The sequence below is a fragment of the Streptomyces sp. NPDC020965 genome (assembly GCF_044333555.1).
Taxonomy (GTDB): Bacteria; Actinomycetota; Actinomycetes; order Streptomycetales; family Streptomycetaceae; genus Streptomyces.
In genome coordinates this window covers 84,966-110,812 of the sequence record NZ_JBIRRE010000007.1, presented here as the reverse complement: position 1 = coordinate 110,812, position 25,847 = coordinate 84,966, and the positions used below count along the sequence as shown (strand labels likewise).

Annotated in this window: 25 protein-coding genes and 1 riboswitch; of the genes, 7 read left to right on the top strand and 18 right to left on the bottom strand. The window is 71.6% G+C overall.

Annotation, left to right across the window (positions count from 1 at the left end; all coding sequences use genetic code 11):
- Positions 1 to 5: 5 nt before the first annotated feature.
- The 13 genes from ACH4S7_RS21865 to ACH4S7_RS21805 all read right to left on the bottom strand — a co-directional run bounded on the left by ACH4S7_RS21865 (position 6) and on the right by ACH4S7_RS21805 (position 12,883).
- A complete protein-coding gene (locus tag ACH4S7_RS21865; RefSeq protein ID WP_398522896.1) occupies positions 6 to 911 on the bottom strand; it encodes an ABC transporter permease in 906 nt (301 codons plus the stop codon).
- Entirely contained in the window at positions 898 to 1,716 is an 819-nt protein-coding gene (locus ACH4S7_RS21860) for an ABC transporter ATP-binding protein (protein WP_398522895.1), read from the bottom strand. Before ACH4S7_RS21860 ends, ACH4S7_RS21865 begins: the two co-directional genes overlap by 14 nt.
- Before the next feature lie 11 nt (positions 1,717 to 1,727).
- Entirely contained in the window at positions 1,728 to 2,837 is a 1,110-nt protein-coding gene (locus tag ACH4S7_RS21855) for an ABC transporter substrate-binding protein (protein ID WP_398522894.1), read from the bottom strand.
- A 219-nt stretch (positions 2,838 to 3,056) separates the two neighbouring features.
- A complete protein-coding gene (locus tag ACH4S7_RS21850; RefSeq protein ID WP_398522893.1) occupies positions 3,057 to 4,391 on the bottom strand; it encodes a sulfate adenylyltransferase subunit 1 in 1,335 nt (444 codons plus the stop codon).
- A gap of 2 nt (positions 4,392 to 4,393) precedes the next feature.
- Positions 4,394 to 5,311 (bottom strand): sulfate adenylyltransferase subunit CysD, encoded by a 918-nt coding sequence (gene cysD, locus ACH4S7_RS21845; protein WP_398522892.1) that lies wholly within the window; start codon positions 5,309 to 5,311, stop codon positions 4,394 to 4,396.
- Positions 5,308 to 5,913 (bottom strand): adenylyl-sulfate kinase, encoded by a 606-nt coding sequence (gene cysC, locus ACH4S7_RS21840; RefSeq protein ID WP_398522891.1) that lies wholly within the window; start codon positions 5,911 to 5,913, stop codon positions 5,308 to 5,310. Before cysC ends, cysD begins: the two co-directional genes overlap by 4 nt.
- A 23-nt stretch (positions 5,914 to 5,936) precedes the next feature.
- Positions 5,937 to 6,635: a phosphoadenylyl-sulfate reductase gene (locus ACH4S7_RS21835; protein ID WP_398522890.1), complete on the bottom strand. Its 699-nt coding sequence runs from the start codon at positions 6,633 to 6,635 to the stop codon at positions 5,937 to 5,939.
- The gene (locus ACH4S7_RS21830; RefSeq protein WP_398522889.1) at positions 6,632 to 6,811 is read right to left on the bottom strand and encodes a hypothetical protein; all 180 of its coding nucleotides are present in this window, start codon (positions 6,809 to 6,811) and stop codon (positions 6,632 to 6,634) included. The genes ACH4S7_RS21835 and ACH4S7_RS21830 overlap by 4 nt, the downstream gene beginning before the upstream one ends.
- Complete coding sequence (locus ACH4S7_RS21825; protein WP_398522888.1) at positions 6,808 to 8,505, bottom strand: nitrite/sulfite reductase; 1,698 nt, start codon at positions 8,503 to 8,505, stop codon at positions 6,808 to 6,810. Before ACH4S7_RS21825 ends, ACH4S7_RS21830 begins: the two co-directional genes overlap by 4 nt.
- A gap of 187 nt (positions 8,506 to 8,692) precedes the next feature.
- A complete protein-coding gene (locus ACH4S7_RS21820; RefSeq protein ID WP_398523178.1) occupies positions 8,693 to 8,776 on the bottom strand; it encodes a putative leader peptide in 84 nt (27 codons plus the stop codon).
- A gap of 378 nt (positions 8,777 to 9,154) precedes the next feature.
- Entirely contained in the window at positions 9,155 to 9,721 is a 567-nt protein-coding gene (locus ACH4S7_RS21815) for a GNAT family N-acetyltransferase (RefSeq protein WP_398522887.1), read from the bottom strand.
- 95 nt (positions 9,722 to 9,816) lie between these two features.
- Positions 9,817 to 11,064, bottom strand: a complete 1,248-nt coding sequence (locus ACH4S7_RS21810; protein ID WP_398522886.1) for a GAF domain-containing protein — start codon at positions 11,062 to 11,064, stop codon at positions 9,817 to 9,819.
- 181 nt (positions 11,065 to 11,245) lie between these two features.
- Complete coding sequence (locus ACH4S7_RS21805) at positions 11,246 to 12,883, bottom strand: acyl-CoA dehydrogenase family protein (protein ID WP_398522885.1); 1,638 nt, start codon at positions 12,881 to 12,883, stop codon at positions 11,246 to 11,248.
- 17 nt (positions 12,884 to 12,900) lie between these two features.
- On the opposite strand from ACH4S7_RS21805, the gene ACH4S7_RS21800 reads away from it, so the two are divergent.
- Together ACH4S7_RS21800 and ACH4S7_RS21795 are read left to right on the top strand one after the other, a co-directional pair.
- Positions 12,901 to 14,127, top strand: a complete 1,227-nt coding sequence (locus ACH4S7_RS21800; RefSeq protein WP_398522884.1) for a YihY/virulence factor BrkB family protein — start codon at positions 12,901 to 12,903, stop codon at positions 14,125 to 14,127.
- A gap of 73 nt (positions 14,128 to 14,200) precedes the next feature.
- On the top strand, positions 14,201 to 14,929 hold the full coding sequence (locus ACH4S7_RS21795) for a DUF6597 domain-containing transcriptional factor (RefSeq protein WP_398522883.1): 729 nt from the start codon (positions 14,201 to 14,203) through the stop codon (positions 14,927 to 14,929).
- On the opposite strand, the gene ACH4S7_RS21790 is transcribed toward ACH4S7_RS21795, so the two are convergent.
- Positions 14,869 to 15,264 (bottom strand): VOC family protein, encoded by a 396-nt coding sequence (locus ACH4S7_RS21790; RefSeq protein WP_398522882.1) that lies wholly within the window; start codon positions 15,262 to 15,264, stop codon positions 14,869 to 14,871. The two genes, ACH4S7_RS21795 and ACH4S7_RS21790, sit on opposite strands and share 61 nt — an antisense overlap.
- Before the next feature lie 150 nt (positions 15,265 to 15,414).
- On the opposite strand from ACH4S7_RS21790, the gene ACH4S7_RS21785 reads away from it, so the two are divergent.
- Positions 15,415 to 16,827 (top strand): hypothetical protein, encoded by a 1,413-nt coding sequence (locus ACH4S7_RS21785; RefSeq protein WP_398522881.1) that lies wholly within the window; start codon positions 15,415 to 15,417, stop codon positions 16,825 to 16,827.
- 51 nt (positions 16,828 to 16,878) lie between these two features.
- On the opposite strand, the gene ACH4S7_RS21780 is transcribed toward ACH4S7_RS21785, so the two are convergent.
- Both ACH4S7_RS21780 and ACH4S7_RS21775 read right to left on the bottom strand, forming a co-directional pair.
- A complete protein-coding gene (locus ACH4S7_RS21780; protein WP_398522880.1) occupies positions 16,879 to 17,646 on the bottom strand; it encodes a CbtA family protein in 768 nt (255 codons plus the stop codon).
- A gap of 65 nt (positions 17,647 to 17,711) precedes the next feature.
- A complete protein-coding gene (locus ACH4S7_RS21775; RefSeq protein ID WP_398522879.1) occupies positions 17,712 to 17,936 on the bottom strand; it encodes a CbtB domain-containing protein in 225 nt (74 codons plus the stop codon).
- Positions 17,937 to 17,973: 37 nt separating this feature from the next.
- Positions 17,974 to 18,102: riboswitch (cobalamin riboswitch) on the bottom strand.
- Positions 18,103 to 18,175: 73 nt separating this feature from the next.
- Between ACH4S7_RS21775 and ACH4S7_RS21770 the strand changes: the two genes are divergently transcribed.
- Positions 18,176 to 18,742, top strand: a complete 567-nt coding sequence (locus tag ACH4S7_RS21770) for a histidine phosphatase family protein (RefSeq protein WP_398522878.1) — start codon at positions 18,176 to 18,178, stop codon at positions 18,740 to 18,742.
- 111 nt (positions 18,743 to 18,853) lie between these two features.
- The gene (locus tag ACH4S7_RS21765) at positions 18,854 to 19,735 is read left to right on the top strand and encodes an aldo/keto reductase (protein WP_398522877.1); all 882 of its coding nucleotides are present in this window, start codon (positions 18,854 to 18,856) and stop codon (positions 19,733 to 19,735) included.
- A gap of 80 nt (positions 19,736 to 19,815) precedes the next feature.
- On the opposite strand, the gene ACH4S7_RS21760 is transcribed toward ACH4S7_RS21765, so the two are convergent.
- Positions 19,816 to 20,076, bottom strand: coding sequence for a hypothetical protein (locus tag ACH4S7_RS21760; protein WP_398522876.1), 261 nt, complete (start codon positions 20,074 to 20,076; stop codon positions 19,816 to 19,818).
- Between the two features lie 219 nt (positions 20,077 to 20,295).
- Positions 20,296 to 20,907: a hypothetical protein gene (locus ACH4S7_RS21755; RefSeq protein WP_398522875.1), complete on the bottom strand. Its 612-nt coding sequence runs from the start codon at positions 20,905 to 20,907 to the stop codon at positions 20,296 to 20,298.
- Positions 20,908 to 21,012: 105 nt separating this feature from the next.
- On the opposite strand from ACH4S7_RS21755, the gene ACH4S7_RS21750 reads away from it, so the two are divergent.
- Together ACH4S7_RS21750 and ACH4S7_RS21745 are read left to right on the top strand one after the other, a co-directional pair.
- Positions 21,013 to 23,517, top strand: coding sequence for a PQQ-binding-like beta-propeller repeat protein (locus tag ACH4S7_RS21750; protein WP_398522874.1), 2,505 nt, complete (start codon positions 21,013 to 21,015; stop codon positions 23,515 to 23,517).
- Between the two features lie 12 nt (positions 23,518 to 23,529).
- Positions 23,530 to 25,800, top strand: a complete 2,271-nt coding sequence (locus tag ACH4S7_RS21745) for a protein kinase (protein ID WP_398522873.1) — start codon at positions 23,530 to 23,532, stop codon at positions 25,798 to 25,800.
- The last annotated feature ends 47 nt before the right edge of the window (positions 25,801 to 25,847 follow it).

Sequence of the window (25,847 nt, the reverse complement as noted above, 5' to 3'; positions counted from 1 at the left end):
AGGGCTCAGTTCTTGACGAGGAGACCGCGGCCCCGCAGAACCGCGCGCTCCAGCGGGCTGAAGATCAGCAGATCGATGGCGATACCGACGAGCAGGATCAGCAGGATCGCCAGGAACACCCCGGGCATATCGGAGTTGCTGCGGCCGTTCTCCAGCAACTGCCCGAGACCGAGCCCCAGATCGGGCGACGAGGCGATGATCTCCGCGGCCATCAGCGAGCGCCACGAGAACGCCCAGCCCTGCTTGAGACCGGCCACATAGCCCGGCAGCGCGGCCGGCATCACGATGAACCAGGTGCCCTTGAGCCCCGTGGCACCCATCGTGCGGCCCGCCCGCAGGAACAGCGGCGGCACCTGATCGACCCCGGAGACCAGCCCGTTGGCGATCGACGGGACGGCGCCGAGCAGGATCACCGCGTACATCATCTGGTTGTTCAGCCCGAGCCAGATCACGGCGGGCGGCACCCAGGCGACCGACGGCAGCGACTGGAGGCCGGAGAGGATCGGTCCGATCGCGGCCCGGACGAACTTCACCCGGGCGACCAGCAGACCCAGCGGCGTACCGATGGCGAGCGCCAGCAGGAAGCCGAGGAGACCGCGCGAGACGCTGGTCCACACCACCTCAAGGAGAGTGCCGCGCATCCACATGTCGGACACGCTGTCCCATACGGCGGAAGGCGCGGGCAGGCTGCCCTCGTCCGTGACCTCCGCCCAGACGAGCGTCTGCCAGACGACGACCACCAGCGCCACCGCCACGATCGGCGGCAGCACCTTCCGCAGCAGCGTCTCGCGGAACGGGGTGCGGTGGGAGTGCACCACGTCCAGCGCGTCGAGACCGGCCTCCAGACCGGCGAGATCGCCGGGTGAACCGTCCTTGGCCTTGCTGTCGGCCGAGGTGTCAGTGCTGGCCATGTCGGCGGATCTCCCCACGCAGTTCTTCGGTGATCTCGACGGACAGCTCCGCCACGGCGGCGTCCTCGATCCGGCGCGGCTGCTCGATGCCGACCGTCCACTCCCGGGCGATCCGGCCCGGCCGCGACGACAGCAGGATCACCCGTTCGGCCAGCCGTACGGCCTCGCGGACGTTGTGCGTGACGAAGAGCACCGAGAGTTCGGTCTCCCGCCAGATCCGGGTCAGCTCATCGTGCAGCACGTCCCGGGTGATGGCGTCCAACGCCGCGAACGGCTCGTCCATCAGCAGTAGTTGACTGTCCTGGGCGAGCGCCCGCGCCAGCGCGACCCGCTGCCGCATCCCGCCCGACAGCTCATGCACCTTCTTCTTGAAGGCGCCGCCCAGCCGAACCAGCTCCAGCAGCCGTTCGGCCTCCGCCCGCCGCTCCGCCTTGGCGACCCCGCGCAGCCGCAGCGCGAGTTCGATGTTCTTGCCCGCCGTCAGCCACGGGAACAGGGCGTGTTCCTGGAACATCAGCGCGGGCCGCCCGCCGGGGGTCTCGATGGACCCCGCGGTGGGGGCGTCCAACCCCGCCACCAGATTGAGCAGGGTGGACTTTCCGCACCCCGAGGCCCCCAGGAGGGTGACGAACTCGCCCGGAGCGACATCAAGGGTGATGTCGTCCAGGACGAGCTGCCGCCCACCGGGTCCCGCGAAGGACTTCGAGACATGCTCGATACGGGCGGCGTGCCCGGCCGTCGTACGGCCGGTGGCCTGATCCTTGGTCAGGGTGTGGGCCATGGTCGTCACCTCCTGGGATCTCATCTCGTACGGGGTTACTTGACGCCGAGTCCGGCATCGGCGACCTCGGGCTTCGACTCCGCCTTCAGGACCTTGTTCAGCTGACGCAGGTCGTAGATGCCCTTCAGATCGGGCTCCTTCAGCAGACCGGCCTTCACCGCGTGGTCCGCCTGCGCCTGCAGCGTGGAGGCCAGCGGGTCGTCGATGAACTGGATCGACTGCCACGCCGGGTCGATGATGTCGGCGGGCAGGTCCTTGCCGGTGAGCGCCTTCAGCTTGGCGTTCGCGGACACCTTCGCCCGGTCCGGGTTGGCGTTGATCCACGCATTGGTCTTCACGGACCCGCGCACCACGGCCTCGACCACGTCAGGGTGATCCTTGAGGAACTTCTGCGACACGATGATGTGGGTGATCACGAACTTCTTGTCCGGCCACAGCGTCGATTCGTCCAGCAGCACCTTGGCGCCCTGCTTCACCAGGCGGGACGCGGTCGGCTCCGGCACCCAGGCGCCGTCGATGGAACCGGACTTGTAGGCGTCCGGGGTGATCTTGTTGTCCGTGCGGACGACGGAGACATCACCCTTGCCGCTCTGGGCGTCGGCCTTCCAGCCCTTCTCGGCTATCCAGTTGAGGAACGCCACGTCCTGGGTGTTGCCGACCTGCGGTGTGGCGATCTTCTTGCCCTTGAGATCGTCCAGCGTCTTGATCTTCTTGGGGTTGACCACCAGCTTCACGCCACCGGACGCGGACCCCGCGACGATCCGCAGATTCTTGCCCTTGGACTTGGTGAAGCCGTTGATGGCGGGGGAGGGGCCGATGAAGCCGATGTCGATCGAGCCCGCGTTCAGCGCCTCGATCTCGGAGGGACCGGCGTTGAAGGTGGTGGACTGGATCTGAGTGCCGCCCAACTCCTTCTGGAGGATGCCCTCCTGCTCACCGACGAGAGCGGTGGCGTGGGTCAGGTTGGGGAAGTAGCCGAGCTTCACGGTCGCGGCGGAGAGCTTCTCGCCCTTGGCGACCGGCGCGACCTTGTCGTCGTCCTTGGACTCCGAGCCGTAACCGCAGGAGGCGACCGCGCCGATCAGCAGCGGCAGAGCGGCGGCCGCGGCGGCACCGCGGCGCAGGGTGGTACGGGTGGCGAGCACGGGAGGGGTTCCTCTCGTAGGCCCCGGCGATCACGTCCATAAGGCGTGGCGGGGAAGTCGGCTGGTCTCTGTCTTCGCGCGTGAGACGGGTGGAGCTGGATCCGGATCCGGGGCGAACGGGTCATCGCGCACATCGCACGACACCCCCCGACCCCGCGCCGAGGGTGCCGCTGCCCACTCGGCCGCCCTCCTTCGCGAAGGTGGCGAACACATCGGTCATCAGAAATCCCATTCCGCGTCGTCATCGGTGGCCTGCACGGCCTTGGTCACGGAGGCGAACGAGTCGCCCGCCATACCGGCCGCCAGCGTGGTGCCGTCGGCCGGGTCGATCAGGAGAAAAGAGCCGGTACGCCGGGAGTCGGCGTACGAGTCGAGCGCGAGCGGCTCCGCGGTCCGCACGGTCACAAGACCGATGTCATTGGCGACGAGCTGCCCCGGGAGCGGGTGCTGTGAGAGATCGTCCAGCGTCAGCCGCGACGGAATCTCCTTCACGATCGCCTTGACCGTGCGGGTCGTGTGCTTCAGCAGCACCCGCTGGCCCACCTTCAGCGGCTGGTCGGCGACATGACAGACCGTCGCCTCGATGTCCTGCGTGGTCGCCGGCGCATCACCGCTCGGCACGATCAGATCACCACGCGATACGTCGATGTCGTCCGCCAGCAGCAGGGTGACGGACTGCGGGGTCCAGGCGATGTCCACCGCGTGACCGAGCAGATCGATCCCGGCCACCGTCGACGTACGGCCGGACGGCAGTACGGTCACCGGCTCACCGACCCGGAAGGTACCGGCCGCGATCTGTCCCGCGTACCCCCGGTAGTCCGGATGCTCGGTGGTCTGCGGGCGGATGACGTACTGCACCGGGAGCCGGGCGTGGCAACCGGTCAGATCATGGCTGACCGGGACCGTCTCCAGATGCTCCAGCACCGTCGGCCCGCCGTACCAGTCCATGTTCGCGGACGGCTCCACCACATTGTCCCCGGCGAGCGCCGAGATCGGGATCGCCGTGATCTCCGGTACGCCCAGCTCGGACGCGTACGCGGTGAACTCCTCGGCGATGGCGGCGAAGACGGGCTCCGCGTACTCGACCAGGTCCATCTTGTTGACGGCCAGCACGACGTGCGGGACCCGCAGCAGCGCGGCGACGGCGGCATGACGGCGGGTCTGCTCCACCACGCCGTTGCGCGCGTCGACCAGGACCACCGCCAGCTCGGCCGTGGACGCGCCCGTCACCATGTTCCGGGTGTACTGCACGTGCCCGGGGGTGTCGGCCAGGATGAAACGGCGCTGCGCCGTGGCGAAGTAGCGGTACGCCACGTCGATGGTGATGCCCTGCTCCCGCTCGGCCCGCAGACCGTCCGTCAGCAGCGCCAGGTCAGGCGTCTCCTGACCCCGTGAGAGGGAGGCGTGCGCCACGGCCTCCAACTGGTCCGTCAGCACCGACTTGGAATCGTGCAGCAGCCGGCCCACCAGGGTGGACTTGCCGTCGTCCACGGAACCAGCGGTCGCGAAACGCAGCAGGGTCGTCGCCGAGAGTTGCTCGGTGGTGGTGGTCATCCCTAGAAGTACCCTTCGCGCTTGCGGTCTTCCATCGCGGCCTCGGACATCTTGTCGTCGGCGCGGGTGGCACCCCGCTCGGTGAGCCGGGAGGCGGCGATCTCGGCGATCACCGCGTCGAGCGTGGTGGCATCCGAGTCCACGGCTCCGGTGCAGGACATATCCCCGACGGTGCGGTAGCGGATGAGCCGGGTCTCCACCCGCTCGGACTCCTTCGGGCCGCCCCAGTCGCCCGCCGTCAGCCACATGCCGGCGCGCTGGAACACCTGGCGCTCATGGGCGAAGTAGATGTCCGGCAGCTCGATCTTCTCCCGCTCGATGTACTGCCAGACGTCGAGTTCGGTCCAGTTGGAGAGCGGGAAGACCCGGACGTGCTCGCCGGGGGCGTGCCGGCCGTTGTAGAGCTGCCACAGCTCGGGGCGCTGCCGGCGCGGATCCCACTGCGAGAACTCGTCCCGCAGCGAGAACACCCGCTCCTTGGCGCGCGCCTTCTCCTCGTCCCGCCGCCCGCCGCCGAAGACCGCGTCGAACCGGTGCCGCTGGATCGCCTCGGTCAGGGGCACGGTCTGCAACGGATTGCGGGTACCGTCGGGGCGCTCCCGCAACGTCCCGGCGTCGATGTACTCCTGTACGGAGGCCACATGGAGCCGCAGCCCGTGGCGCTCGACCGTACGGTCGCGGTAGGTGAGGACCTCGGGGAAGTTGTGCCCGGTGTCCACATGCAGCAAGGAGAACGGGATCGCGGCGGGCGCGAACGCCTTCAGCGCGAGATGGAGCATGACGATGGAATCCTTGCCACCGGAGAACAGGATCACCGGCCGCTCGAACTCGCCCGCCACCTCGCGGAAGATGTGTACGGCCTCGGATTCGAGGGCGTCGAGGTGGGAGAGGGCGTAGGGGCTATCGACGACGGTGGTCATGCTGTACCCCTTTCGTGAGCTTCTCCGCCCGCACGGCGCGGAGGTGCGGGTGTCGTGGTGGTCGTGTGCTGAGGAGTAGGAACGGTGGCGAGCAGCGCGTGGACCGCTGCTGCCGACTCCTCGACGGTCTGGTGCTGCGACTCGATCCGCAGATCCGGGGAGGTCGGCTCCTCGTACGGGTCGTCCACCCCCGTCAGACCGCTGATCTCGCCGGCCGCCTGCTTGGCGTAGAGCCCCTTCACATCGCGTTCCGAGCAGACCTCGACCGGCGTCGCGACATGCACTTCGAGGTACGGGGTGCCCGCGGCGGCGTGCCGCTTCCGTACCGCCTCGCGGCTGTCCGCGTACGGCGCGATCACCGGCACCAGGACCGTCACCCCGTGTGACGCCAGCAGTTCGGCGACGAAGCCGATCCGCTGCACATTGGTGTGCCGGTCCGCCCGGCCGAAGCCGAGTCCGGCGGAGAGGAACTCGCGGATCTCGTCGCCGTCGAGCACCTCGGTGCGCCGACCGTCGGCGCGCAGCCGGTCGGCCAGCGCGTAGGCGATCGTGGTCTTGCCGGCGCTCGGCAGACCGGTGAGCCAGATGGTGGCCCCAGTCATGTCGTTGTCTCCCAGAGTCGTCATCAGCCGTGCAGTCCGCATTCCGTCTTGCCCCGGCCGGCCCAGCGGCCGGCCCGCGCGTCCTCGCCCGCCAGGACCCGGCGGGTGCAGGGCGCGCAGCCCACGGAGGCGTAGTCGTCCATCAGCAGCGGATTGGTGAGGACGCCGTGTTCGGCGACGTATGCGTCCACGTCGTCCTGGGTCCAGCGGGCGATCGGCGAGACCTTGACCTTCCCCCGCCGCTCGTCCCAGCCGACGACGGGCGTGTTGGCCCGGGTCGGGGACTCGTCCCGGCGCAGTCCCGTCGCCCAGGCGTCGTACCCGGTCAGGCCCTGCTCCAGCGGCTGGACCTTGCGCAGGGCGCAGCACAGGTCGGGGTCCCGGTCATGGAGCCGGGGGCCGTGCTCCGCGTCCTGCTCGGCCACGGTCCGGCGCGGGGTGAGGGTGATGAGGTTGACGTCCATCACGGCCTCGACGGCGTCCCGGGTCCCGATCGTCTCGGGGAAGTGGTAGCCGGTGTCGAGGAAGACGACATCGACCCCGGGCCGCGCGCGGGAGGCGAGGTGGGCGACGACCGCGTCCTCCATGGACGAGGTGACGCAGAAGCGCGGCCCGAAGGTGTCGGTGGCCCAGGTGAGGATGGCCAGGGCGTCGGCGTCCTCCAGTTCCTGTCCGGCCCGCTCGGCGAGTTCTCTGAGATCCGTGGTTCGGGTGACGGTCATATCTCTTCCCCTCCAGCGTCGTCGCGACGGAGTCCCCGGGTGAGCAACCCGAGGAACTTCAACTGGAAGGCTCGATTGCAGGCCGCGCATTCCCAGGCGCCGTGGCCCTGTTCGTTCGGACGCAGGTCCTCGTCGCCGCAGTAGGGGCAGTAGAAGGGGGCGGCGCGCTCGCTCATGAGAGGGCCTCCTCGGAGGCCCGCGCGGCCCAGGTGGCGAAGCGCTCGCCGTCCTCGCGCTGCTCCTGGAAGCGGCGCAGCACGCGCTCGACGTAGTCGGGGAGCCCCGCCGATGTGACCTTCAGTCCGCGCACCTTGCGGCCGAAGCCGGGCTCCAGGCCCAGGGCGCCGCCGAGGTGCACCTGGAAGCCCTCGACCTGCTTGCCGTCGTCGTCCAGGACGAGCTGTCCCTTGAGGCCGATGTCCGCGACCTGGATCCGGGCGCAGGCGTTGGGGCAGCCGTTGATGTTGATGGTGATCGGCTGGTCGAACTCGGGGATACGGCGCTCCAGTTCGTCGATCAGGGACGCGCCGCGCGCCTTGGTCTCGACGATCGCCAGCTTGCAGAACTCGATGCCGGTGCAGGCCATCGTGCCGCGCCGGAAGGGAGACGGCCGTACGGTCAGGTCGAGTGCCTCAAGACCGGCGACGATCGAGTCGACCTGGGACTCCTCGATGTCGAGCACGATCATCTTCTGCTCGGCGGTGGTCCGCAGGCGGCCCGAGCCGTGGGCGTCGGCCAGTTCGGCGATCTTGGTGAGGGTGGCGCCGTCCACGCGTCCGACGCGCGGTGCGAAGCCGACGTAGAACCGGCCGTCCCGCTGGCGGTGCACCCCGACGTGGTCGCGCCACTCCTGGAGGGGCTGTTCGGGCGCGGGCCCGTCGGCGAGCTTCCGGTGCAGATACTCGTCCTGGAGGATCTGGCGGAACTTCTCCGGACCCCAGTCGGCGACCAGGAACTTCAGCCGGGCGCGGGTCCGCAGCCGGCGGTAGCCGTAGTCGCGGAAGATCGAGATGACGCCCTCGTAGACATCGGGTACGTCGTCCAGCGGGACCCAAGTCCCCAGTCGTACGCCGATCTTGGGGTTGGTGGAGAGTCCGCCGCCGACCCAGACGTCGAATCCGGGCCCGTGCTCGGGGTGGTTGACGCCGACGAAGGCGATGTCGTTGATCTCGTGCGCCACGTCCAGCAGCGGCGAGCCGGAGATCGCGGACTTGAACTTGCGGGGCAGGTTGGAGAAGTCCTTGTTGCCGACGATACGGCGGTAGATCTCGTCCACGGCGGGGGTGCCGTCGATGATCTCGTCCTCGGCGATGCCCGCGACGGGCGAACCGAGGATCACCCGGGGGGTGTCGCCGCACGCCTCGGTGGTGGAGAGGCCGACGGCTTCGAGTCGCCGCCAGATCTCCGGCACGTCCTCGATCCGGATCCAGTGGTACTGGACGTTCTGCCGGTCGGTGATGTCGGCGGTGCCGCGCGCGAACTCCTGGGAGATCTCGCCGATGACCCGGAGCTGTTCGGTCGTCAGCCGGCCGCCGTCGATGCGGACGCGCATCATGAAGTACTTGTCGTCCAGCTCCTCCGGCTCCAGGATGGCGGTCTTCCCGCCGTCGATACCGGGCTTGCGCTGGGTGTAGAGACCCCACCACCGCATCCGGCCACGCAGGTCGGCGCCGTCGATGGAGTCGAAACCGCGCTGGGAGTAGATCGTCTCAATGCGTGTCCGCACATTGAGACCGTCGTCGTCTCTCTTCGCCTGCTCGTTGGCGTTCAGGGGCGTCATGTGGCCAACGGCCCACTGTCCCTCGCCGCGGTGGCGTCCAACTCGGCGGCGAGGCGCGGCGGGTGCGGGCTTTTCCGGGGTGGCGGCCATGGCGGTATGTCCTTCGAGACTGCGGGAGGGCGGCTCTGATCCGCACACTCGCACGGAGGCGCGGCGGTGCGCTGACGGGTGAACGGGGTGATCTGACGATCGGATGAGTCGGGGAGCTCAGGGGATCGGATCGGGAACCGCGGAGAACGCGGTGGAAATACTGGAAATGCTCGGCTGCGCTGGGCTGTCAGCAGCCGGGACAGATGGCGCTGGACATGCGGCAGAGGTCGACGTGGCGTCGACTCACCAAGGCAATTCCAGCTTCAGACATGACGGAAGCGTGTCACGGCGATCGGACGTCAGTCCACCATTATCCAGATACTGGACGAGTGTGTCCCGGATCGTGAGACGAGTGTGGTTGAACGGGTGGCCGGTACTGTTCGGTGCCTCGACTAAGAGGCACCGAACAGTTCGCTCCGGGGGCGTGATGGGGGCGTGCTCGGAGGCGGGCCGGGCTCGGGCCGGGGCGTGCCGAGGGGCGGACTGGGGGCGCCCCACGGGCGGTTCGGGCGGGGTGCGCCCGCGCCGGGGTTGGTCCGCGCTTGGCCCGCTCGTGGGGCGGAGTTGGCCGGCCGCGTCGGCGATTATCGGCGGTGGCGGTGGCGGTGGCGGTGGCGGTGGCGGCGTTGGCAGCGGCGTGTTGGCGGTGTCAGGCGTGGGCGCCGGGCCAGGGGCCGGGGGCGGTCTTCTCCTGCTCGTCCTCGACCTTGGTGTCGAAGAGCCGGAAGCCGCGCCGCAGATAGTTGTCCATCGCGTGCGGGCCGTCGAGCGAGCAGGTGTGCAGCCAGACCCGCTTCGTGGCTGCCAGCTCCGGCCGGCGCTCAGCCAGGTCCCATGCCCTGGCCACGGCGTACGAGAGCAGATGGCCGCCGATCCGCCGTCCCCGGAACGCCGGGATCAGGCCGAAGTAGACGATCTCCACCGACCCCTCGTCCTGCGCCTCGATCTCCGCGTACCCGGCCGGCGTGCCCCTCTCGTACGCGACCCAGGTCTCCACGCCCGGCCTGCCGAGCGTCTCCTCCCACTGCGGGTAGGTCATCCCGAGCCGGTCGGTCCACCGCACGTCCCCGCCCACCGCCGTGTACAGGAATCGGCTGAATTCGGGGGAGGGGATCTCGGCACGAATGATCTGCACCTCGCCGGCCGGGGCTGCGGCGGGCCGCAGATCGGCGGGGGAGGTCTGCTCCAGGGACCATGTGGTCACGGTGATGCTCATACGCGTCAGGGAATCACGTCGGGGTGCTTGATCCCTAGCCTGACCGGGTGCGATGCCGGTCACTGCGGTCCTGGTCAGGGCGTTGACGGTGTCGGTCAGGGCGCCGGTGGCGGCCCCTGTCGGATCACCCTCGCCACCTCCACCTCGACCCCCTCCGCGAACCGGTACGGACGGCTCGCCAGCACCTGGGCCAGATGCCGTCGCAACCGGGACATCTCCGCCCGGACCGTGACCGTACGCGTCGGATCGTCGAAGACGTCCTCCGCCAACTGCGCCGCGGTCAGCCCTTCCCGGTGCAGCGCCATCGCGTACAGCAGGTCGGCGTGGCGCGGGCTCAGTTCCTGCGTCCAGCTCCCCGCGTCGCCGGAGACCGTCACCGACGCCCGGCGCGGCACGCTCAGATCCAGTACGACCCGGGTGGTGGCCCCCGCGCACCGCTTCGGCGGCTCGTCCACCCGCACCAGCCAGCCGCCCGGCAGCGGCTCCACCGCGCACATCCCCAGCGACGGCAGCCAGCAGCGCCCGTCGGCGATCCGCCCGGGCAGCGGCAGCCGGCCGGGCGGGGGCATCCCGATCACCGCAGCGGGCCAGCCGTCCGCGTCCACGGCCAGCGCCCGGCCGGTCAGCCGGCCGAGCAGCGGGGACGCCACCCCGCGCAGCCGGTCCAGCGCGGCGAGATGCCGGTGCCGCAGCTCGGCCTCGGCGAGCCGGGCGACCGAGGTGACCAGGGCGAGCGTCGCCGGATGCACGGTCGACGCCGGACCGCTGACGGTGACGACACCGATCAGTCGCCCGTCCCGCGGGTCGGTGAGCGGAGCTCCGGCGCAGGTCCAGGTCTGATGGGCGGAGAGGAAGTGCTCGGTGGCGTGCACCTGGAGCGGGCGCCGGATCACCAGCACCGTGCCCGCCGCGTTGGTGCCGATGGACTTCTCGGTGAGGTCCGCGCCGAGGACGAAGCCGTGCGCGTCGGCCTTGCGCAGCACGGCCGCCTCCCCCTCCCGCCACAGGAGCCGCCCGTCGGCGTCGGTGACGACCATGACATGCTGTGCGGCCTCCGCGATCGGCACCAATCCGTCCCGCAGGGTCGGGAGCACCTCACGCAGCGGCGTAACGTATCTGCGCCGCTCCGTCTCGACCCGGGGGAGTGGTTCGGTCCGGCGCTCCTCGTCGGGATCGAGGCCCTGGTTCAGCAGTCGGTGCCAGGACGCGGCGATGTCCGCCCGCGGCCGGCCCGGCGGCCGGCCCGCGCCCGGCGAAGGCTCCCGTACCCCCGCCGGTGGCCGGGTGGCGATCATCGTGTCCACGACGGCGACGCCGGCCGGGTCAATCGGTCCGATCTGCACGCGAAACCCCTCCTGAGCAGGCGATACGGCGCAGGGCTGCAACCCCTTGCAACCCTCGCGCAGAACTGTGCGCGTGTACGAAGGTGAACAGCGCGAGGGGTGGTGCCGTGTCGGCGCAGCACCACCCCGAGCATGATCGTCTACGACGGGACGGCGCCGCGCCAGGGCCCCGGCCGACGGCTCACACCACGGCGCGGGCCCGCTCCACGATCGGCTCCAGCGCGAGCGTGTGCGGCAGGGTGCCGAAGGCCGCGCCCCAGTCGCCGCCCAGCCGGGAGGCGCAGAACGCGTCGGCCACCTCCGGCGGCGCCCAGCGCACCAGCAGCGACCCCTGGAGCACCAGCGCCATCCGCTCCACCAGCCGGCGCGCCCGCGCCTCGATGCCGCTGAGATCCGCCAGCTCGGTGAGCAGATCCTTGATCGCCCGGTCCAGCCGGTGGTCCGCACCGCGCGCCAGACCGACCTCCTGGAGGAAGGCGTTGAGCGCGCGCGGCTCGCGCTGGAGCGCCCGCAGCACGTCCAGCGCCTGGACATTGCCCGAGCCCTCCCAGATCGAGTTGAGCGGTGTCTCGCGCAGTAGCCGGGGCAGCCCCGACTCCTCGACGTAGCCGTTGCCGCCGAGGCATTCGAGGGCCTCGGCCACCGTCGGGGTGCACCGTTTCGTCACCCAGTACTTGGCGGTGGGCACGGCGAGCCGCAGAAACGCCCGCTCGTCCTCGGTGTCGCTGTCGTACCCGGCCGCCAGCCGCAGCCCCAGCACCGTCGCGGCCTCCGACTCCAGCGCGAGATCGGCGAGTACGTTGCGCATCAGCGGTTTGTCGATCAGCGGCCCGCCGAAGGCCGAGCGGTACGCGGTGTGGTGGACGGCCTGCGCCACCGACTGCCGGATCAGCGCGGCCGATCCGATCACACAGTCCAGTCGGGTGGCCGCCACCATCTCGATGATGGTGCGCACCCCCCGGCCCTCGTCGCCGACCCGCCGCGCCCAGGTCCCGTCGAACTCGACCTCGCCGGAGGCGTTCGACCGGTTGCCGAGTTTGTCCTTGAGCCGCTGGATGCGGAAGACGTTCCTGGTGCCGTCCGCGAGCACCCGGGGCACCAGGAAGCAGGTCAGTCCCCCGGGGGCCTGGGCGAGGACCAGGAAGCCGTCGGACATCGGCGCGGAACAGAACCACTTGTGCCCGGTGAGGACGTACTCGCCGCCGTCGCCGTCGAGCGGCCGGGCGGCGGTCGTATTCGTCCGGACATCGCTGCCGCCCTGCTTCTCCGTCATGCCCATGCCGAAGAGATTCCCGGCCTTGGCGGCCGGCGGCAGCAGCTCCCTCGCGTACACCCGCGAGGTCAGCCGGGGCTCCCACTCCGCGGCCAGCGCCGGATCGGCGCGCAGTGCGGGCACGGCGGCGTGCGTCATCGAGAGCGGACAGGCGTGCCCGGCCTCCGCCTGGGTCCACACCAGGAAGCCGGCCGCCCGCCGCACATGTCCGGACGGGGTGCTCCACGCGTCGGTCAGGCCCGATGTGACGGCGTGGCCGAGCAGCCGGTGCCAGGCCGGATGGAACTCGACTTCGTCGATCCGGTTCCCGTACCGGTCGTGCGTCCGCAGCTTCGGCGGATTCTCATTCGCCTGGCTTCCCCATTCCTGGGCCTGGGCCGAACCGGAAGTCCGGCCCAGGCCGGTCAGCTCGACCCGGGCCGCATCGAGATCCTCCGGTGCGACGTGCCGCTCGACCGCCTCGGTGAGAACCCGGTCGGAGGAGTAGACGTCGTACCCCACCAGGGGCGGAGCCTGGTTGGTCACTGTGTGGGTGTCAGCTGCCATGCGGATACGGTAAGGAGGTGCAGGCAGCAAATGAAACACCCGAGCGGCCGTCGGGTCGGCTCCATCGAGCCCGAGTCCTCTACCGCAACGTCTCGAAGCGGAAGATGACATGGCTGCTTCTGAAGGACACGGTCAACTCGTGCATCGAGTACCGCATCCTCGGTCTCGCCGCCGAGGCGGCCTTCTTCACGCTGCTGTCGCTGCCGCCGCTGATGATGGGCCTGCTCGGGCTGCTGGGCTACGTGGACAACTGGACCGACACCACCACGGTCGCCTCGATCGAGACGAACATCCTCAACGCGGTCGGCACGGTCCTCTCCGACCGGGGCGTCAATGACATCGCCAAACCGCTGCTGGAGGACGTCACACACGGCGGCCGGCCGGATCTGATCTCCATCGGCTTCGCCATCGCCCTCTGGTCCGGATCGCGCGCGGTGAACGTCTTCATCGACACGATCACGGTCATGTACGGCCTCGACGGCCAGCGCGGCATCGTCGCGACCCGGCTGCTCGCCTTCCTGCTCTATCTCGTCGCGCTGCTGATCGGCGCGGTGGTGCTGCCGCTCGCGGTGGTCGGCCCCGACCGGGTGGTGGAGCTGATGCCCTGGGGCACCACGGTCGTCACCATCCTGTACTGGCCGGTCGTCAGCACCCTCTCCATCGCGTTCCTGACCACGCTCTACCATGTGTCGGTCCCGGTCAGGTCCCCCTGGATCGAGGACGTCCCCGGGGCGCTGGTGGCCCTCGGGATGTGGGTGTTCGGCAGCTTCCTGCTCCGGATCTACCTCACCGGAATGGTCGAGGGCCCCACGATCTACGGCTCGCTCGCCGCACCCATCGCGGTCCTGCTGTGGATCGGCATCTCCGCCTTCGCCGTCCTGGTCGGCGCGGCCGTGAACGCCGCGATCGACCGCGTCTGGCCGTCGGTGGCCACGGCGGCGGCCCGCGAGGCGAATGAGCGCATGCGGGCGGCCCAGGCGGCGCAGACGCTGGCGCGGGCCAGGGCGGCGCACCTCTTCGACGACGATGGTGATGACGACGATGACGACGACGAGGACGACGACTTCTACGGGGACTACTACCGGGACGGCGGCTCCGGCGATATGCCGTCGGAGTTCCCGGAGCGGTGGTCCCGCTTCCTGCCGCCGGACGATGTGAAGTCCCGGCTGCACGCGGGCCGCGAGCACCACCACGACCACAAGTCACCGCGCGACCGCCCGGACCCGCCGCACGACCGGGACTGAGCCCCTCGCCGACCGGGGGCGGCCACCGTACGGGTGTACGGGCGCGAGGGCCTTTCGGGTTAGCCTCGGGCGCATGTACCAGGAACGGCCCTCGCTGCTCCGCTCCGCCGTCGTCTGGCAGAACACCGCGTCCCGTGGCCACCCCGTCATCCCCGACGGCTGTATGGACCTCGTCTGGACCCCCGGCCGCCTTCTCGTCGCCGGGCCCGACACCCGCGCCAAGACCTCCGGCGCCCCCACCGGTACCCCGTACGCCGGGGTGCGGTTCGCCCCCGGCACCGCCCCCGCCCTCCTCGGCGTACCCGCCAGGGAACTCCGCGATCTGCGGGTCGAGGCCGGACAGCTCTGGGGCGGGGCCGTGGCGCGCCGGCTCGCCGAGCGGGTCGACGCCGCCGCCGACCCCGCCGCCGCGCTGGAGGAGATCGCCCTGCACCGGGCCGCCGCCGCGCCCGACGGCCCCGCCCCGCTGCTCGGAGAGGTCGTACGCCTCCTGGACGCGGGCCGCACCGTCGCCGCGGTGGCGGACGCGGTCGGGCTCGGTGCGCGTCAGTTGCACCGCCGCTCCCTGGACGCCTTCGGCTACGGACCCAAGACACTGGCCCGGGTGCTGCGGCTCCAGCGGGCGCTGGGGTACGTCCGGGACGGGATGCCGTACGCCGCCGCCGCGCTCGCCGCGGGCTGTGCCGACCAGGCGCATCTCGCCCGGGAGACGCGCGAACTGGCCGGTACGACGCTGAGCGCCTACGCGGTGTCGGCGAAGAGCTGGACACCGCAGCCGTCGGGGTCCAGCACGACCGCGTAGCGCTGGCCCCAGAAGGCGTCCCACGGCTTCAGATGGCTCTGGTAGCCGGCGTCGACGAGGTCGGCGTGGACCGCGTCGACCTCGGCGGCGCTGTCGCAGCGGAACGCGAGCCCGACGCGTTCCTCGCCGACACCGGGCTTGGTCCAGGTCGGGTCGAAGGAGCGGACGACGTCCTCGGTGTCCCAGAGCAGCCGCAGCCCGTTCGGCAGGGTGCACTCCACATGCGGGGCGGTATCGGATTCGGCCGGGATGTCCAGGCCGAGACGTCGGTAGAAGGCCAGGGAGGCGGCCATGTCGGCGGTGGCGATGCCGATCGCGTCGAGTCGTGGGGTCATGGGCTCCAACCTAGGCCGGGATCGGTACGTGCGTCTTGAACGAATCGGACCTCGTGCCGTACGGGTGATCTCGCGCCCCGGCAGGCGTGGCGGCGTGATTCCGGCCGCAAGATCACTGGGAGGGGGACGCACCAGCGGAAGGACCCACTGATGACCACGCGCCCCACCCGACCCACGGCCCGTCGCGGCGGACACCGGTTCCGTACCGCCGCCGCCGTGCTGTGCGCGCTCGCCGTGCTCCCGGCCGCCACCGCCGTGGCGCTGGAGGAACCCCCGCCGCCGACCACCCCCGCCGCGGAGCCCTCGTCCGACGCGACGCCGCTGCCCGCTGAGCCGTCTCCACCCGACGGCACGCCGGTGCCCGCCGTCACGCCGGCGGCCACCGTGACATCCCCGCCCGCCACGACCCCGGTGCCCGACCCGGACCCCGTACCCTCCTCGTCGGCTCCTACGTCGGCTCCTACGTCGGCTCCGACGCCGGCCCCCACCGAGGCGAAGCCCGACGCGATCGTCACCATGGGCGACAGCTTCCTCTCCGGTGAGGGCGCCCGCTGGCTCGGCAACGCCGAGGGCCTCAAGAACTTCGGTGGCGTCCCCCAGGCCCTGCGGGACGCCACCGACCGGGTGACGGCGTCGGGCCTCGGCCTGGACAAGATCTACACCGCCGACTGCCGGCGCTCGGTCGCCGCCGAGATCGTGGACGCCACCGCCACGCACGTCAACATCGCCTGTTCCGGTACGGAGGCCGAACAGCTCTCCCGGGCCGTCGGAAACAGCGAGGCGCAGCTCGAACAGGTGCGGAAGCTGGCGGTCGGGCACACCGTCAGGACCGTCGTCCTCTCCGTCGGCGGGGACGACGTCCAGCTCATCAAGACCATGAAGGCGTGCGCCGACGCCTGGCAGAACAATCGGTACTGCTCGACCGACGCGGCGATCACCACCCCGGTGGCCGAGCGGACGCGGACGGTCGGCGACAAGGTGGTGAAGGCCGTCCAGGCCGTCAGGGAGGCGGTCAAGGAGAGCGGTGTCACCCCGAGGATCGTCGTGCAGTCCTACCCGCTGCCCCTCGCCACCGGCGACCCCACCACCACCGCCGCGCACGACGAGAACAGCTGGGACCGCTGGAGCGCGTACGGCTGCCCCTTCTACAACCGCGATCTGAGCTGGCTCGGCACCGGGGCGGGCCCCGCCCTCAACACCGAGATCAAGAAGGCCGCCCAGCGGGCCGGTGCGGACTTCGTGGACCTCGGCCGGCTGCTCGAAGGGCACCAGGTCTGTGGCAAGGACCCCCTCCAGACCTCCTTCGCCGCCGACGGCACCATCGTCAGACCGACCGCCGCGCGGGCCGAGTGGGCCCGCTATCTGCCCCGTACGAGGGCCGGACTGCCCGCCGACGAGGAGCGCGAGCTGCTCCATCCGAACTACTACGGACAGCGGGCGCTCGGCCGGTGTCTGACCCTGGTCGTCAGCAAGCTGCCCACCACGGCCGTGGGTTCGACCGCGCGGTGCGTCGGCGCGGCGGGGCAGGCGCCGGACGCGGTCACCGTCTCGTACGCCGACTGACGCCGGAGCCCCCACCGGACGGATCGGACCGGTGGGGGCGGCGGCCTCGGTTCAGCTCCTGGCGGCCGTCGCGCGCCGCGCCGTGCTCGCGCCGTCGCGCGGGGCGGCCCTTGGCACGAGGAGTCGCTCGGTCAGTTCGCCGAAGACCAGCCCGAAGACCGTCCACAGGGTCGCCTGGATCGCGAGCGTCGACAGCCGGAACTCCCAGACCACCGAGGCGGGGAAGCCCTTCGGCACCTCGTTGTACGACGGCAGGAACGCGAAGGCGATCCCCACGGCGACGACGAACGCCGCTCCCGCCACGGCCGTCGCGTGCCAGTTCCCCAGCCGGGGGGCGAGCCGCTTCCCCAGGATCACCGCGGCCACCGCGAGCAGCACGCTGAGCACGACCATCAGGAAGTACACGGTCGTGCGTTCGCCGATGGTGTCCGGGTCGCCGACGGCCGGCGGATTCGGCGGATACTTCAGATACGGCACGACGTACACGGCCAGCAGCGCGCCGAGGGCGACCAGCGCGGCCGTCGCGCGCGGACCGAACCGGCCGACGCGGCCGAGGGCGACACAGGTGGCGAGCGCCGCGACGCCACCGACGGCGACGCCGAAGACCAGCAGACCGGTGGCGAGTCCGGCGGTGGACTGCATGGTCCGGCTGACCAGCTCCTCGCCGCCGTGCTCATGGCTGTTGGCCTCCTCGAAGGCGATGGCCGCGTCGACCGGGCCCTCTCCGAGGAAGTACGCGACGGCCAGGGCGACGGCGCCGGCGATCAGGCCCGCGACCATGCCGCGGACGAGCAGGGCTCTGACGGATATGGAGTTCATGGATGGTTCCCCTGGGCGATGTCGATGAGACGGGTGCTGAGTGGTCGTGCCTCAGTGGTGCTGTCTCAGTGGCAGGGGAAGCCGAGGAGATGGCGGCCGTCGTGCACCCATTCGTGCACGCTTTCGCCCGAGATGAGCGAGGTGGCGCCCTGCTCGGCGCCGACGAAGTAGAGCAGGATCAGTGCCAGGACGCCGGTGAAGACGGCCCAGGGCGCGATCTCCTTGAGCGATACGGGGACGATCGCCGGTGCGGTCGGTGACACGGACGCCGATGCGGCGGACTGGGCCATGGCAGAACCTCCAGAGGGAACACGCGTCCCGTTCGTGGTGCCGTGAAGACGAGGGTGCCGGGTCTGACTTCCCGCGGAGATACGGGTACACAGTGGCGCGACCGTGCCGGATTCGCACCGGACTTCCGTCACACCTTCGTCATGTACACGCGACCGTACCGCTTGAGGGCGGGGGCCGCCATGGCGTGGGATGGCCGAAAACAACGGCCCCCGGGGGGGGCCTGACGGAAGGGGCGGATATGACGGTACGGCTGACACTGGTCTCACCGGCGACCACGAGCGCGCTGCGGGAGGCGCGCTTCGGGGGCGATGAGGGACTCGACGGACCGGGCCTGCGTGCCGCCGGGGCCGCCGCGGGCGCGCTGCCGCGCCCGGACCGGGCGCTGACCGGCCCCTCCCGCCGCTGCCGCGAGACGGCGACGGCGCTGGGCCTGCGACCGGAGCGGGTACCGGCGCCCGCCGACTGCGCCATGGGCACCTGGCACGGCCGGACCCTGGACGAGGTGAGCGCGGCGGAGCCCGCCGCCGTCTCCCGCTGGCTCAGCGACCCTTCGGCGGCGCCGCACGGCGGGGAGTCCCTGCGGGAGTTGTGCGGGCGGGTGGGGGCGTGGCTGGATTCGCTGGACCCCGGCCATGTGGTGGCGGTGGTGGAGCCGGGGGTCGTCCGCGCGACGACCGTCCGGGCGCTGGACCTGCCCCTGGAGACCTTCTGGCGGCTGGACGTCGCCCCGCTCACCCTGACGCGCCTCTCGGGCCGCCTCAACCGCTGGAACCTCCGGTGCGGGTCCGCCCCCGGGGGCGGGTGAGCGTGCGGCGACGGAGTCCACCGACCCGGAACGGCCCCCGGGCCATCAAATGCCGGCTCCCGGTCCAACGGCGTTGTTAGCGTGTGCCGTTGAATGAGGGGAAGACGATAGATGACATCGACCACGTTCCACATCGGGGGAGAGCTCGGCGTACGGCGGCTCGGCTTCGGAGCCATGCGACTGCCGACCGAGCCCGGCCCCGATCGGGAAACCTCACTGAACATCGCCAGGCGCGCCGTCGAGTTGGGCGTCACGCTGATCGACACCGCGCACATGTACGGCGGGGGCGCCAACGAGGAACTGCTCGCCGAGGCCCTGTACCCGTACCCGGACGGGCTGCTCATCACCACGAAGGTGGGCATTGCGCGATCGAGTCCCACCGCCCAGTGGAAGCTCGACGCACGGCCCGACGTCCTGCGCGACCAGGTCGACCACGCCCTGCGCCGACTGCGCGTCGACCGGCTCGACCTGCTGCAACTGCACCGCATCGATCCGGAGACCCCCCTCGCCGACCAGCTCGGCGCGCTGCGGGAACTCCAGACCGCGGGCAAGATCGGACTGATCGGGCTGTCCGAGATCACCGTCACCGAACTCGACCAGGCGCGGCGGATCGTCGAGGTCGCGAGCGTGCAGAACCGGTACAGCGTGGTGGACCGCGAGCACGAGCCCGTACTCGCGGCCTGCGAGGCGGCGGGGATCGCGTTCCTGCCGTGGCGGCCGGTCGCCGAAGCGGCTCCGGGCGGGGCGGCTTCGGGCGGAGCGGCTTCGGGCGGAGCGGCCGAGCTGGCCGCGGTGGCGGCGGAACTCGACGCGACCCCGGCGCAGGTCGCGCTCGCGTGGCTGCTCGACCACTCCCCGGTCATTCTCCCGATCCCCGGCACCGGCCGGCTCGACCATCTGGAGGAGAACGTGGCCGCGGCCGATCTCCGGCTGACCCCGGTACACCGGGAGCGTCTGGACCGGCTGGGGCCCTCCGGCGGGGTAGGCGTCTGAACCCCGGCGACGGGCTCGCCGGGTGAGGGAGCGTCGGCGGCCCCCGGTATCCAGGAGGCCGCCGACGCCAAGGGGTGGGGTCAGCGCTTCAGGATGCCCTCGAACTTCGCCCAGTCGTACATCTGGTGCACCGCCTGTCCGAGGATCGGCACGCTGATGTGCTCGAACACGTCCTCGATCAGGTCGATGTCACCGGTCACGATCAGCGGCCCGGTGATGTTGAGCAGGCCACCGGAGCGGGGCTCCCGCTCCTGGGCGTGGGCGGTACCGCCCGACAGTGCCAGGGCCATACCGGCCGCCATCGCCACCACTACACCCGCACTGCGTACACGACGGAACATCAGCTCTCCGTTTCTGGGGACCTCAGGCTCTCCGCACCCGCGCATGTCAACCAGCCCTGAGGGCAGGGGAGTTGGGGGAAACATCGCCGCGCGGGCCGAAGTGATGATCAGCTTGCCATCGGGTCAAGGGCAAGTAAAGTGCCTGCCAGGAAGTAAATGATCATCACATCGGGAGTGGTCCCGCCGATACCCCGGGCGCCCTCGCTGCCGGACGGTTCGTCAGCCGGGCCGCACCACTTCACCGTTGAGCTCGCCCTCGCGCGCGCGGAGCAGGCGGTTCACGGTGGCGCGCGCCTCCCGGGTCCGCTCCAGTGCCGCGAGGGTCTCCGGGGCCACGGTGCGTGCGCGGGATCCGCCGTCGGCGGAGTGGCGCAGGACCTCGGCCCGTATCAGGCGGTTGCTCTCCCGCAGATGGCCCAGCAGTTGGGAACGGGCGTCGGTGGCCAGCGCGTCCCCGTCGCCCGCTCCCCGGGGCACGGCGATCAGCTCGCGGGGCACGTCGACCGAGTCGGTCCGCAGGTCGATGCCCGCCCGGTACGCCTCCTGGCCGAGCCGCACGGTCTCCTCGTCGAACCGCTCCAGATCCATGGGGCGGTGGGCTTCGAGCTCCTGGACGGCGCGGTCCAGCGCGTCGAGCCAGGCCCGGCTCGTCACCCTGATCAGCAGGAGTCGGGCGGTCTCGGCCTCCCGCCAGAGGGCCAGTTTCTCGCTCTCCTGCTCCTCAGTCTGCCGCCGGTGCAGTCGCAGGGGTCCGTAGACCCCGCCGAGAGCGGTGAGCCCGGCGCCGACGAGCGCTCCGACCGCTCCGTACAGTGCCCCGATGTCCGCCATGCGTCCCCTTCTCCGGAGGCGCCAACCCGTCTCCGTGTGCGCCATGTTGATCAGAGCGTACGATGGCGTCCCCTCGGCGGGAGGCCATGGAGAAGGGGTGGGCACGTGCTGAGACCGCTCGGTGCCATGTCCCCGCGGCGGATCGGTCCGTATGCGATTCTCGCCCGGCTCGGCGGCGGCGGGATGGGCGATGTGTACCTCGGCCGCCGCGACGGCGAGCATCAGCCGGACGCGCTGGTGGCCGTGAAGACGATGCGTCCCCATCTGGTGGACGACCCGTCCTTCCGCGACCGGTTCCGGCGGGAGACGGAGCTGGCCGGCACAGTGCGCGGCCCCTGTACCGCCATGCCGGTGGCCGCCGACGCGGACGCCGACCCGCCGTGGCTGGCCACCCGCTACATCGCGGGGCCCACCCTGGGTGCCGCGCTCCGGCGCTGCGGTCCGTTCCCGGAGGACGCGGTCCGGGCCCTGGGCGCCGATCTCGCCCTGGCGCTCGCCGAATTGCACACGGCCGGGATCGTCCACCGGGACGTCAAGCCCGGAAATGTGCTGCTCGACCGCGACCGTGCCCTCCTCATCGACTTCGGTCTCGCCCGGATATCCGGGACGACCACGCAGGTGACGAGCGAGGGCGGGGTACTCCTCGGCACCCCCGACTTCATGTCCCCGGAGCAGTTGCGGGACAGCCGGACGGTGACCTCCGGATCGGACGTGTTCAGCCTGGGCGCGCTGCTGTGCTTCGCGGCGACCGGGGTGAAGCCCTTCGGCGATGGACCGGCCGCCGCCGTACAGCACCGGATCGCCCAGGGGGCGCCGGCGCTCGACGCGGTGCCCGAGGGGCTCAGGGACATCATCGGGCGCTGCCTGGACCCGGTTCCGGCCCGCCGCCCCCGGCCCGACGAGCTGGCGGAGCGGTGGGGTGCGGGCACCCGGTGGGGCGGCTGGCCGGTCCCCGTGCGGGAACACGTCGAGGAGTACCGGCGCGAGGCCCGGGAGGTGTGCGCCGCGGCGGTGCCGCTCCCGGCCCCCGGGCCCCCGGACCGGGACGCGGCCATGGCTCCCCGATCGCCCGAGGTGCGGAACGAGCCCTCGGTGGACCGGCCTTCAGGGGTTTCGGAGGCTTCGGAGGTGGGGCACGAGCCCCCGCCCGGCAGCCGGGGACAGCGCCGCCGCGTGGCCCTGGCCCTGATCCTCGCGCTGGTGTCGGTGGTCGGCGCGGGCACCTGGCTCTGGCGGGCCGGCCCCTGGCGGGACGGTACGGACTCCGCGCCGCCGGCGCGCGGCCCCGTGGCACTGCCGGCGGGCGTCGACGACCGGGGCACCGCCGATTCCTCCCGCGTCCTGCCGCGGGGACCGGCCGGCACCCCGCCCGGCTGGCGGCCGTGGCGCGGCCGGCTGGCCGGACCCGCGCTGGGCTGCGCCGCGGGGACGAAGGTGCTCGTCTGCCGCCTCACCGACGGCACCTACACCGCGCTGGACCCCGCCGATGGACGGCGGCTGTGGACCATCGGCAGCTACGACCCCGGTACGGATTCGTACATCAGCCCGACGGGACTCCAGGTCTTCCCGGCCCAGAGCAGCCAACCGACGGTCCACGGCCGGAATGTCGTCCTCAGCACGGACGGCTGGCTCCAGGCGCGCGACGCGCGCACCGGGAAGCTCCGCTGGGAGCGGGAGTCGGCGGGCGCGCTGGCCGTCCGGTCCCGTCCGCTGGTCGGCGACGGCATGGTCTTCACCGTGACCTCGCCGAAGCAGGACGCGCCCGGGGTGACTCCGCGCCTCTCGATGACGGCCTTCGCCCTGTCGGACGGCCGGGAGCTGTGGACGAGGGCGCTCTCCGCGCAGGAGTACGCGCGGGCGGAGCTGCTGGACTTCGAACCCGTCGCGTACGCCGACGGCCTCGTCCACGCGCTGAGCGATGGGGGCCTGGTCTCCTACGACGGCCGCACGGGCGCCGCCCGCGGCCAGGCGGCGAGCGAGGCGAAGGGGTGCGACACGCTGGCGGTCACGGGACGGGCCGCCTTCTGCTCGCACCAGGAGGACAGGGCGACCAGCCCGGTCCTGCACCGGCTCGACGCCACCACCCTCCAGCCGGTCGGCCGACCGATGGCGCCGAAGGGACCGCCGATGGGCTATCTGAGCCGGCTCGCCGCGGTGGACGACCGGATCGCGGTCGTGCTCGCCCCGGGCGCCGCGGCGGACCCGGACCTCGGAGTGGACGAGAAGGTGCCCGGTGTGGTGGTCCTGCTCGATCCGCGCACCGGCGCGGAGCGCGGCCGTTATCCGCTCTCCGCCAGCGCGGGCACCTCCCCCCTGCCGTCCGGCGCCGACCAGGTGGTCACCGATCCGATGATCGTCGGTGATGCCGTCGTGTACGCGGACCACTCGGCCCTGCACGTCATCCCGCTGACGGCGGACGGGCGTCCGGGGCGGGCACGCGTGGTGCCGGTGGCCGGCGCGCCCGGACCACGCCCGGAGGAGCGGTACGACCGGGTCCGGGGACTGAACCTGGCGCGGGAGATCAGACCCCCCGTCATGATCCCGCTGGGAGACGCCGTCCTGATCGTCTACGACAAGGGGACCATCGTCTCCGTACCCCTGCCGGAGTGAGCGGATACCACCGTGCTGGAACCCTTCCCCCCGGAACACCCGCCCCGGCTGGTCGGCCCCTACCGGCTGCTCGCCCGGCTCGGCAGCGGCGGCATGGGCGAGGTGCATCTGGCCTGTCACGCCCTGGCCCCCACCGCCGACCCGGCGCGCATGGTCGCGGTGAAGACCATCCGCGGGGACCTGGAGCTGGACAGCCGCTTCCGGCGCCGGTTCGCCCGGGAGTACGCCGCCGCCCGCGCCGTACGCTCCCCGTACACGGCCGCCCTGGTGGACGGCCGGGCCGATGACGAGGACCCCTGGCTGGCCACCGCGTACGTACCGGGCCCGTCGCTCGCGGAAGCGGTCGGCCGGAGCGGGCCGCTGGACGAACCGGCGGTCCGGGCGCTGGGCGCCGCGCTCGCCGACGCCCTGCGCGGGGTGCACGGGGCCGGACTGCTGCACCGGGACCTCAAACCCGCCAACATCCTGCTCTCCGCCACCGGTCCCCGGCTCATCGACTTCGGGATCGCCCGCGCCTTCGACGCCTCGGCCCTGACCCGGGCGGGGGCCGTGGTGGGGACGCCGAGCTTCATGGCACCGGAGCAGCTCGCCGGCCGGCAGGCCCTCACGGCCGCCACCGATGTGTTCTCGCTCGGCTCGTGCCTGTACTTCGCCGCCACGGGTCGGATCCCCTTCGAGATCGCCGATATCGCCGCCATCGGCGACCCCCGGACGGCCCGGCAGGACGACGGACGGACCGCGGCGCTCCTGAGCGAGGTGCCCCCCGGGCTGCGCCCCGTGCTCGGGCGCTGTCTGCGCGCCCGTCCCGCCGGCCGGGCCACTCCGGAGTGGATCGCCGGTCAGTGGGCGGTTCCAGCCGGCGCGTTCCCCTGGCCGCCCGGTGTGCGGACGCTGATCGCCGACCACGAGGAGGCGGCCCGGCGCTGTGGTGCGGTGCTCCTGGCACAGCTGACCACCGGTGACCGGGACGCGCCGGTCCCGCACGCGCCGACGCTGCGGGGCGACGTTCCGCTGGGGAGCACGCCCCGGCTTGTACGGCGGAAACCGCGCCGGGCGCTGATCGCGGCGCTGGCGGTGCTGAGCGTCACCGCGGCGGTGCTGGTCGTCTCGGCCGACGACCGGGGGAAGTCCCCGCCGAAGCGGCCCGCCGCCGTCCTGCCCGCCCATCTCGCCCCGTACACCGGGGAAGGACGGCCGAGGGACTTCGGGAAAGGCGCCGTCTCCCGGCTGCACCGCCCCACCAACTGGTCCCCCTGGACGGGCCGGGCCCAGCCCGGGACCGGGCCGTGCGCGCTCGACGGCACGATCCTGTTGTGCGCGAGCGAGGGCGGTGGGCTGACCGCCCTGGACGCTGACTACGGCCGTCAGCTCTGGTTCCATCGCGGTGCTCCGGGCCCCGGTGCCTCCCCCGCCAACCTCGCCGTCGTCGCGGGCGTGGCGTACGTCAACGGCGCCCGGGGGACGGACGGGTTCCGCGTCAGCGACGGCGAACGGGTCGTCCATCACGATCCGCCGCCCGGCCGCCACATGGGCGGCGCGGAGACGGTCGACGGGGTCATGTACTCCGTCTACGCGGGTCTCTCCGACAGCGACGACTCCGGACTGCTCATCGCGCGGAAGCTGGGTACCGGGGAGGGAGACGGCGTCGACGGCGGGCGGGAGCTGTGGCGGGTCCGGCTCTCCGGAGGCCCCCAGCACCCCCTGGTCGCCGAGGGCCGTGTCTATGTGCCCCGGCGCCAGGGGCTGATCTCCTTCGACGCCCGCACCGGGGGTGGCCGGGTCGACAGCGACGGCGTCGACTGCGAAGGGGGGCGGGTGCGGGAGGGCCGGCTGGTGTGCGTGGGCGCCGACGAACAGGGCGGTGTGCACATCCTGGACGCCCGCACACTGAAGCGCCGTTCGGTGATCGGTCGGGGCCGCCAGGTGGCGTCGGGCCCCGCGCTCGGCCCCGGTGGCCTGCTGGCGATCGGCGACGGAAAGACCACCTCCGTCCACAACATGGCCACCGGACGGACCCTGTGGTCGAAATCGCTGAGATATCTGGATGGCCGGCCCGGACCGCTGTACTTCGCGGACGACCGTCTCATCGGGGTCAACGGCGCGCAGGTCACGGCGTTCGCCATGGCGTCCGGGGAGGACCGCACCACCGAATTCCCCGGACCGAAGGACTGGCAGACGGACGAACTGCTCGCCAACGGCGAATGCCTCGCCGTCGGCGGGATCCTCTACATCACCTTCTCGGACGGGACAGTGGTGTCCGGCTATCTACCCGCCCCCGACTAGGTCGTGTCTTCAAAGTCCCGTCTGGCTGCCGTGCCCTGGCAAGCACG

What these genes read in the sequence shown, in the direction of transcription:
- ACH4S7_RS21865 (WP_398522896.1), bottom strand. Translation starts at nt 911, where the DNA reads ATGGCCAGCACTGACACCTCGGCCGACAGCAAGGCCAAGGACGGTTCA.
- ACH4S7_RS21860 (WP_398522895.1), bottom strand. Translation starts at nt 1,716, where the DNA reads ATGAGATCCCAGGAGGTGACGACCATGGCCCACACCCTGACCAAGGAT.
- ACH4S7_RS21850 (WP_398522893.1), bottom strand. Translation starts at nt 4,391, where the DNA reads ATGACCACCACCACCGAGCAACTCTCGGCGACGACCCTGCTGCGTTTC.
- cysD (WP_398522892.1), bottom strand. Translation starts at nt 5,311, where the DNA reads ATGACCACCGTCGTCGATAGCCCCTACGCCCTCTCCCACCTCGACGCC.
- cysC (WP_398522891.1), bottom strand. Translation starts at nt 5,913, where the DNA reads ATGACTGGGGCCACCATCTGGCTCACCGGTCTGCCGAGCGCCGGCAAG.
- ACH4S7_RS21835 (WP_398522890.1), bottom strand. Translation starts at nt 6,635, where the DNA reads ATGACCGTCACCCGAACCACGGATCTCAGAGAACTCGCCGAGCGGGCC.
- ACH4S7_RS21830 (WP_398522889.1), bottom strand. Translation starts at nt 6,811, where the DNA reads ATGAGCGAGCGCGCCGCCCCCTTCTACTGCCCCTACTGCGGCGACGAG.
- ACH4S7_RS21825 (WP_398522888.1), bottom strand. Translation starts at nt 8,505, where the DNA reads ATGGCCGCCACCCCGGAAAAGCCCGCACCCGCCGCGCCTCGCCGCCGA.
- ACH4S7_RS21820 (WP_398523178.1), bottom strand. Translation starts at nt 8,776, where the DNA reads ATGTCTGAAGCTGGAATTGCCTTGGTGAGTCGACGCCACGTCGACCTC.
- ACH4S7_RS21815 (WP_398522887.1), bottom strand. Translation starts at nt 9,721, where the DNA reads ATGAGCATCACCGTGACCACATGGTCCCTGGAGCAGACCTCCCCCGCC.
- ACH4S7_RS21805 (WP_398522885.1), bottom strand. Translation starts at nt 12,883, where the DNA reads ATGGCAGCTGACACCCACACAGTGACCAACCAGGCTCCGCCCCTGGTG.
- ACH4S7_RS21795 (WP_398522883.1), top strand. Translation starts at nt 14,201, where the DNA reads ATGTACCAGGAACGGCCCTCGCTGCTCCGCTCCGCCGTCGTCTGGCAG.
- ACH4S7_RS21790 (WP_398522882.1), bottom strand. Translation starts at nt 15,264, where the DNA reads ATGACCCCACGACTCGACGCGATCGGCATCGCCACCGCCGACATGGCC.
- ACH4S7_RS21785 (WP_398522881.1), top strand. Translation starts at nt 15,415, where the DNA reads ATGACCACGCGCCCCACCCGACCCACGGCCCGTCGCGGCGGACACCGG.
- ACH4S7_RS21780 (WP_398522880.1), bottom strand. Translation starts at nt 17,646, where the DNA reads ATGAACTCCATATCCGTCAGAGCCCTGCTCGTCCGCGGCATGGTCGCG.
- ACH4S7_RS21775 (WP_398522879.1), bottom strand. Translation starts at nt 17,936, where the DNA reads ATGGCCCAGTCCGCCGCATCGGCGTCCGTGTCACCGACCGCACCGGCG.
- ACH4S7_RS21770 (WP_398522878.1), top strand. Translation starts at nt 18,176, where the DNA reads ATGACGGTACGGCTGACACTGGTCTCACCGGCGACCACGAGCGCGCTG.
- ACH4S7_RS21765 (WP_398522877.1), top strand. Translation starts at nt 18,854, where the DNA reads ATGACATCGACCACGTTCCACATCGGGGGAGAGCTCGGCGTACGGCGG.
- ACH4S7_RS21760 (WP_398522876.1), bottom strand. Translation starts at nt 20,076, where the DNA reads ATGTTCCGTCGTGTACGCAGTGCGGGTGTAGTGGTGGCGATGGCGGCC.
- ACH4S7_RS21755 (WP_398522875.1), bottom strand. Translation starts at nt 20,907, where the DNA reads ATGGCGGACATCGGGGCACTGTACGGAGCGGTCGGAGCGCTCGTCGGC.